Raw genomic sequence first — 5635 nt, forward strand, 5'->3', positions numbered from 1 at the left:
AGCGCCACCAGGATCAGGCCGAACACAGCGGCCGGGGTGCGGTCGAGCAGGCCGCGGTAGCTGCCGTAGATCGCGAGGGTGAACGCCTCGTAGCGCATGAGCGCGACCGCCCCGAAGTCGCTGAGCGTGTACAGCGCGACGAGCAGCCCCCCGGCGGCGGCAGTGGGCCACACCTGCCGCAGCGTCACCGTCACAGTGGTGCGGAGGCGGGATCGGCCCAGCGTGCGGGCCACCTCTTCCAGGCCCGGATCGATCGACGCGAGGGCCGCCGCCACGGGCAAGAACACGTAGGGGAAGGACGCGCAGGTCAGCACGAGCGCGGCGCCGACGAATCCCTCGAGCGCGGGAAACTGGGCGATCCACACGAAGCCCGACACGTACGACGGGATCGCCAGCGGCACACTGAGAGCGAGCGCGAACCACCGGCGGCCGGGCAGGTCGGTGCGGGTGGTGAGCCACGCGGCGGCGAGCCCGACGACGAGGCAGGCGACGGTGACCGTCAGCGCGAGAATGCTGCTGCGCCAGACCAGGTCGAGGGTGCGCTGACGGAAGATCAGCGACCACACCCGGTCCGGGCCGTCGGCGAAGGCCCGCATCACCAGGTGGACGACCGGAGCGAGCGCGAACACGGCCACACCCAGCGCGGCCAGGGCCAGTACCGGCCGGCCACGCCGGGTGCGGAGCGGAGCGGTGAGCGTGATCAGATGAAGCCCAGATCCTGTAGCAACGCCTGGGTCTGCTCGACCGACGCGAGTTCGGCGAGTTCGATGTCGGAGGTGCCGATCTCGGTGATCGGACGGAGGTCGTCCTTCGTCTCGACACCGACCACGATCGGGTACTCGAAGGTCTCGTCCGCGAAGTAGGTCTGCGACTCGGGAGAGAGCAGCGCCGCCACGAACTGCTGGGCCTGTTCCGGCTGATCGGTGGTCGCCAGGACACCGGCACCGGCGATGTTCACGAGTGCTCCCGGGTCGCCGGGACGGAAGTAGTGGACCTGAACCGCGAGGTTCTCGGCGCCCTTCTCCTCGGCCAGCCCGTACCAGTAGTAGTGGTTGGTCAGCCCGAGGCTGACCTGGCCGCTGTCGACGCCCTCCATGAGTGGGCCGTTGCCTTCGAAGGCGACGGGCTCGTTCGCCTTGAATGCCTCGAGCCACTGCCGGGCACCGTCCTCGCCGCGCGAGACGCGCAGGCCCGTCACGAAGGACTGGAACGACGCGTTCGTCGGGGCGAAACCGATCTGCCCCTTCCACTTCGGGTCGAGCAGATCGTCGATTCCGGTGGGCAGATCCTGCGGCTGCACCTTCTCGTCGTTGTAGACGAGCACGCGGGCCCGGGCGGAGGTCGCGACCCAGGTGCCGTCCTCGGCACGGTAGTAGGGCGGGACCAGGTCGGTCACCGAGGCGGGCAGCACCTCGAGCATCCCCGCCTGATCGAGGAGACCGAGTGCACCGGCGTCCTGACTGAACACGACGTCGGCGGGCGAGGAATCACCCTCCTCGATGAGTTTGCCGGTGATCTCCGGGGTGCCGCCGTAGACGACCTGGATCGGGAACCCGAGCGCGTCCTCGAGCCGATCGATGAGCGGTGCGACCAGGTTCTCGCTGCGGCCCGAGTACACCGTCAGCGCGACGCCGTCCTCCCCGGACTCGTCGGACGCGCTGTCGCTGCCGCAGGCAGCGAGTACGGCCACCAGCGCGCCGGCCGTCAAGGCGGCGGCAAGTCTGCGTCGAACGTGCATCCCGGACCTCCTGTTGTGAGCTGTCACTCACAGGAAACTTACAGGTTCAGGCCAGGCTAAGCTCACCGGGTCGCATCACCCTGCGCCGAGGACGAGGTTCGTCATCACCCGCACCCCCACCGGCAGCGCCCGCTCGTCGAGGTCGAACGTGGGCTGATGGATGTCGAGCGCCGGTCCGGTCCCGAATCCCACACCGAGCCGGCCCATCGCCCCGGGGATCTGTTCGAGGTACCACGAGAAGTCCTCGCCGCCACCGGATTGCGGTGTGTCGGCCAGGGCGTCCGGGTCGGTGGCCCGGATCGCGGCCTCGAACATGCGCGCCGAGACCTCGTCGTTGACGACCGGGGGCACGCCCCGGCGATAGTCCAGTTCGTAGCTGACCCCGGTCGGTGCGAGCAGGCCGTGGACGACCTCGCGCACCATGGGTTCGAGCAGTTCCCATGTCTCGTGATCCCCGGTGCGCACGGTGCCGGCGAGCATCCCGGTCCGCGGAATCGCGTTCGGCGCCTTGCCCGCGCTGACCGCACCCCAGACCATGACGGTGCCGGTTCGGGGATCGATACGGCGGCTGAGCATGCCGGGCAGTCCGGTGATGACGGTGCCGAGCCCGTAGACCAGATCGCCGGTCAGGTGCGGGCGCGAGGTGTGGCCACCGGGCGAGTCCAGCACCAGTTCGACAGTGTCGGCGGCGGAGGTGATCGCACCGACCCGCATCCCGACCTTCCCCGCTTCGAGGCGCGGATCGCAGTGCAGCGCGAAGATCCGGGACACCCCGTCGAGACCGCCGGCCGCAACGACATCCAGGGCACCGCCCGGCATGACCTCCTCGGCGGGCTGGAACACCAGCCGGACGCCGACGGGCAGCTCGGGGACCTCGGCCAGTGCGAGTCCGGTGCCGAGCAGGACGGCGGTGTGGGCGTCGTGGCCGCACGCGTGCGAAACGCCGGGGACCGAGGACGCGAACGGCAGTCCGGTCAGCTCCTGCATCGGCAGGGCGTCCATGTCGGCGCGCAAGGCGATACGCGGCCCCGTGGAGGGCCCGAGATCGCAGATCACGCCGGTCCCGCGAGGCAGCACCTTCGGTTCGAGCCCGGCCGCGGACAGGTGCCCCGCGACGAACTCGGTCGTCGCGTACTCCTGGCGGGCCAGTTCGGGGTTCGCATGGATGTGGCGACGCCACGCGGTGAGGTCCTGGGTGTGGTCACCGAGCCACTTCTCGACATAGGGGTTCATCGGCGCGCGACCCCCTCGAGAAGGCGAGCACGCTGACCGGCATCGGACGCGACGCGGGCCGCGGTCGCCGCGAGCGCCCGGGCTCCGTCGAGCACCGCCCGATCCGCGGACTCGGTGATACACGCTGCCGCGAAAGCAGCCTGGTGCGTGACCGCACCACCCGAATCGAGTCCGATGACCGGATGGATACCCGGCACAACATTCGTCACGTTTCCCATGTCCGTGCTGCCCAGCGGGCGCGATCCTTCCTCTTCGACGGGCAGCGGCGCCCGTCCCATGCCGATGATCACCTCACGATATGCCTGTACGAGCCACGGGTCGGGGGTGAGTTCGGTGTAGGTGGGTGACACCGTCCGGATCCGGTGGGTGCAGCCGGCGGCGAGCGCCCCTGCCGCGAAGCAGTTCCCGGCCCGTTCGGACAGGTCGACGAGCGACTCCGCGGTCGTCGCGCGCAGGTAGTACAGCAGCTCGGTGTGCGCGGGCACGATGTTCGGGGCCGTGCCGCCGTCGCTGACGATGCCGTGGATCTGCTGCCCCGGCAGCAGGTGCTGACGCAGCAGCCCGATCGCGACCTGCGCGACGGTCGCGGCGTCGGCGGCGTTGCGTCCGTACTCGGGTGCCGCCGACGCGTGCGCCTCGCGTCCTTCGTAGCTGACGGCGATGTCCGCCAGCGCGAGCGAGGTCGCACCGGTGATGTCGAAGGGGCCCGGATGCACCATCATCGCCGCGGCGACGTCGTCGAACACGCCGCGCTCGAGCATGAGCACCTTGCCCCCGCCGGTCTCCTCGGCGGGGGTTCCGATGACCCGCACGGCGACTCCCAGGGCATCGGCGACGGACGCGAGACCGAGACCGGCGCCGACGGCAGCGGCGGCGATGATGTTGTGCCCGCAGGCGTGACCGATGCCGGGCAGCGCGTCGTACTCGGCGCAGATCCCGACGACGAGTTCGCCGCTGCCGAAACGGGCGTCGAACGCGGTCGGGAGATCGGCGATCCCCGTGCGGATCTCGAATCCCGCGGCGCGCAGGACCTCGACGACCTTTGCGGCACTGCGGTGCTCGTCGAACGCGAGTTCCGGTTCCGCGTGAATCGAATGCGAGAGGGCGATGAGCTCGTCGGACGCAGCCTCGATCACCTTGTCCGCTTCGGTCGTCACATAGTCCAGTCTGTCATGCCGATCGCCCGGCCCAACGGTCAGCCGAAGCGGAAGTTCGACTCGTCGGTCTTCGTCTCGAGTGCGGCGACGAGGGGTGCGTGCAGGCCGCGTTTGACGACGCCGAGGTTCGCGCCGCGGGTCGAGGTCAGTCCCGCCGCCCGCTCGACCGCCGCGGCCAGGACCGCGTCCCCGTCGACGGCCTGCGCGACGATCCCGGCGGCCAGCGCGTCGGAGCCTCCGTAGCGGCGGCTCGTGGTGACGGCCTCGACCGCGGTGGCAGGGGTCAATCGGGTGCGCAGCAGCGCGGACATGCCGACGGTGAACGGCATGCCGAGCTGCACCTCGGGCAGGCACCAGAAGCCGCGGTCGGCGCGCATCACCGCGAAGTCGTGGGTGAGGGCGAGCATCGCGCCGGCGCCGAACGCGTGGCCCTGGATCGCGGCGACGGTCGCGGCGGGGAAGGTCAGCATCCGCACGTACAGCGCGTGCACGGTGTCGAGATAGCCGGGCAGGTCGGGCAGGTTCCCGAAGATCCAGTCGGTGTCGAGGCCGTTGCTCCAGAACTTGCCGGTCGCGGCGGTCACGAGCGCGGCGGGACCCTCGTGGGCCTCGACCTCGTCGAGCAGCGCGCCGATCTCGGCCAGCCGGTCGGGGTGGAAGCGGTTCTCGTCGACCTCCCGGTCCCGGTCGCCGAGGTACAGGACGAAGACGTCGCCGTCGCGTTCGAGATAAGGCATGGACACGAGGATAGACCCACTACCTACTCGTGAGTAACAAGCCGGTTGGCATTAGGGTCGAGCGCCATGGGAGCAGCCGACGCGATCCTCGATCCCCCCGCCGAAGCCGGACGGGCCGCCGCCGTCCTCGCCGAGCGCACCGGAGTGGCCGCCCACCCGGTCGCCGTGGTGCTCGGCTCGGGCTGGCGCGCCGCCGTCGAACGGTTCGGGCCGACCGTCGCGGACGTACCCATGAACGACCTGCCCGGCTTCACCCCGCCGACCGCGGCCGGTCATCCCGGAACCGTCCATTCGGTGACCGTCGGACGGACACCGGTGCTGTTGCTGGCCGGGCGCATCCACGCCTACGAGGGCCACGACCTCAGCCGCGTCGTGCATCCGGTGCGCACCGCCGTCGCGGCCGGCGCCCGCACCGTGATCCTCACGAATGCCGCGGGCGGCATCCGCCCGGACCTGAAGGTCGGCGAACCCGTGCTCATCTCCGACCACCTCAATCTCACCGGCCGGTCGCCGCTGGTCGGCGCCCAGTTCGTCGATCTCGTCGACGCCTACTCCGCCGACCTGCGCAGCCTCGCCCGCGAAATCGACCCCTCGCTCGCGGAGGGGGTGTACGCGGGTCTGCCGGGCCCGCACTACGAGACGCCGGCCGAGATCCGGATGCTGCGCACCCTCGGCGCCGACCTCGTCGGCATGTCCACGGTGCACGAGACGATCGCCGCGCGCGCCGCGGGAGCGCGCGTGCTCGGCATCTCGCTCGTGACCAACGCGGC

6 protein-coding genes are annotated in these 5635 nt (G+C 70.6%); 1 reads left to right on the forward strand and 5 read right to left on the reverse strand.

The features are described from left to right. From ACN675_RS27325 to ACN675_RS27345, 5 genes are all read right to left on the reverse strand, one after another. A partial coding sequence (locus tag ACN675_RS27325) for an ABC transporter permease (RefSeq protein ID WP_420753802.1) occupies positions 1 to 629 on the reverse strand: 629 nt, incomplete at its 3' end. 71 nt (positions 630 to 700) lie between these two features. Continuing rightward, positions 701 to 1738 carry an iron ABC transporter substrate-binding protein gene (locus ACN675_RS27330; RefSeq protein ID WP_420753803.1) on the reverse strand — a complete coding sequence of 346 codons (1038 nt, stop codon included), beginning with the start codon at positions 1736 to 1738 and terminating at the stop codon, positions 701 to 703. A 75-nt stretch (positions 1739 to 1813) separates the two neighbouring features. Next, positions 1814 to 2971: a M20 family metallopeptidase gene (locus ACN675_RS27335; RefSeq protein ID WP_420753804.1), complete on the reverse strand. Its 1158-nt coding sequence runs from the start codon at positions 2969 to 2971 to the stop codon at positions 1814 to 1816. Then, positions 2968 to 4128 (reverse strand): M20 family metallopeptidase, encoded by a 1161-nt coding sequence (locus tag ACN675_RS27340; RefSeq protein ID WP_420753805.1) that lies wholly within the window; start codon positions 4126 to 4128, stop codon positions 2968 to 2970. Before ACN675_RS27340 ends, ACN675_RS27335 begins: the two co-directional genes overlap by 4 nt. 38 nt (positions 4129 to 4166) lie before the next feature. Further along, positions 4167 to 4865, reverse strand: a complete 699-nt coding sequence (locus ACN675_RS27345) for an enoyl-CoA hydratase/isomerase family protein (protein ID WP_420753806.1) — start codon at positions 4863 to 4865, stop codon at positions 4167 to 4169. Positions 4866 to 4931: 66 nt separating this feature from the next. On the opposite strand from ACN675_RS27345, the gene ACN675_RS27350 reads away from it, so the two are divergent. Further along, positions 4932 to 5635 (forward strand): purine-nucleoside phosphorylase (locus tag ACN675_RS27350; protein WP_420753807.1); only part of this gene is annotated, 704 nt, incomplete at its 3' end.

Origin of the sequence: Rhodococcus sp. O3 (assembly GCF_048897285.1) — a bacterium.
GTDB lineage: Bacteria > Actinomycetota > Actinomycetes > Mycobacteriales > Mycobacteriaceae > Rhodococcus.

Excerpts from the sequence above, each read along its gene's own strand:
- ACN675_RS27330 (WP_420753803.1), bottom strand. The coding sequence starts at position 1,738 with ATGCACGTTCGACGCAGACTTGCCGCCGCCTTGACGGCCGGCGCGCTG.
- ACN675_RS27335 (WP_420753804.1), bottom strand. The coding sequence starts at position 2,971 with ATGAACCCCTATGTCGAGAAGTGGCTCGGTGACCACACCCAGGACCTC.
- ACN675_RS27345 (WP_420753806.1), bottom strand. The coding sequence starts at position 4,865 with ATGCCTTATCTCGAACGCGACGGCGACGTCTTCGTCCTGTACCTCGGC.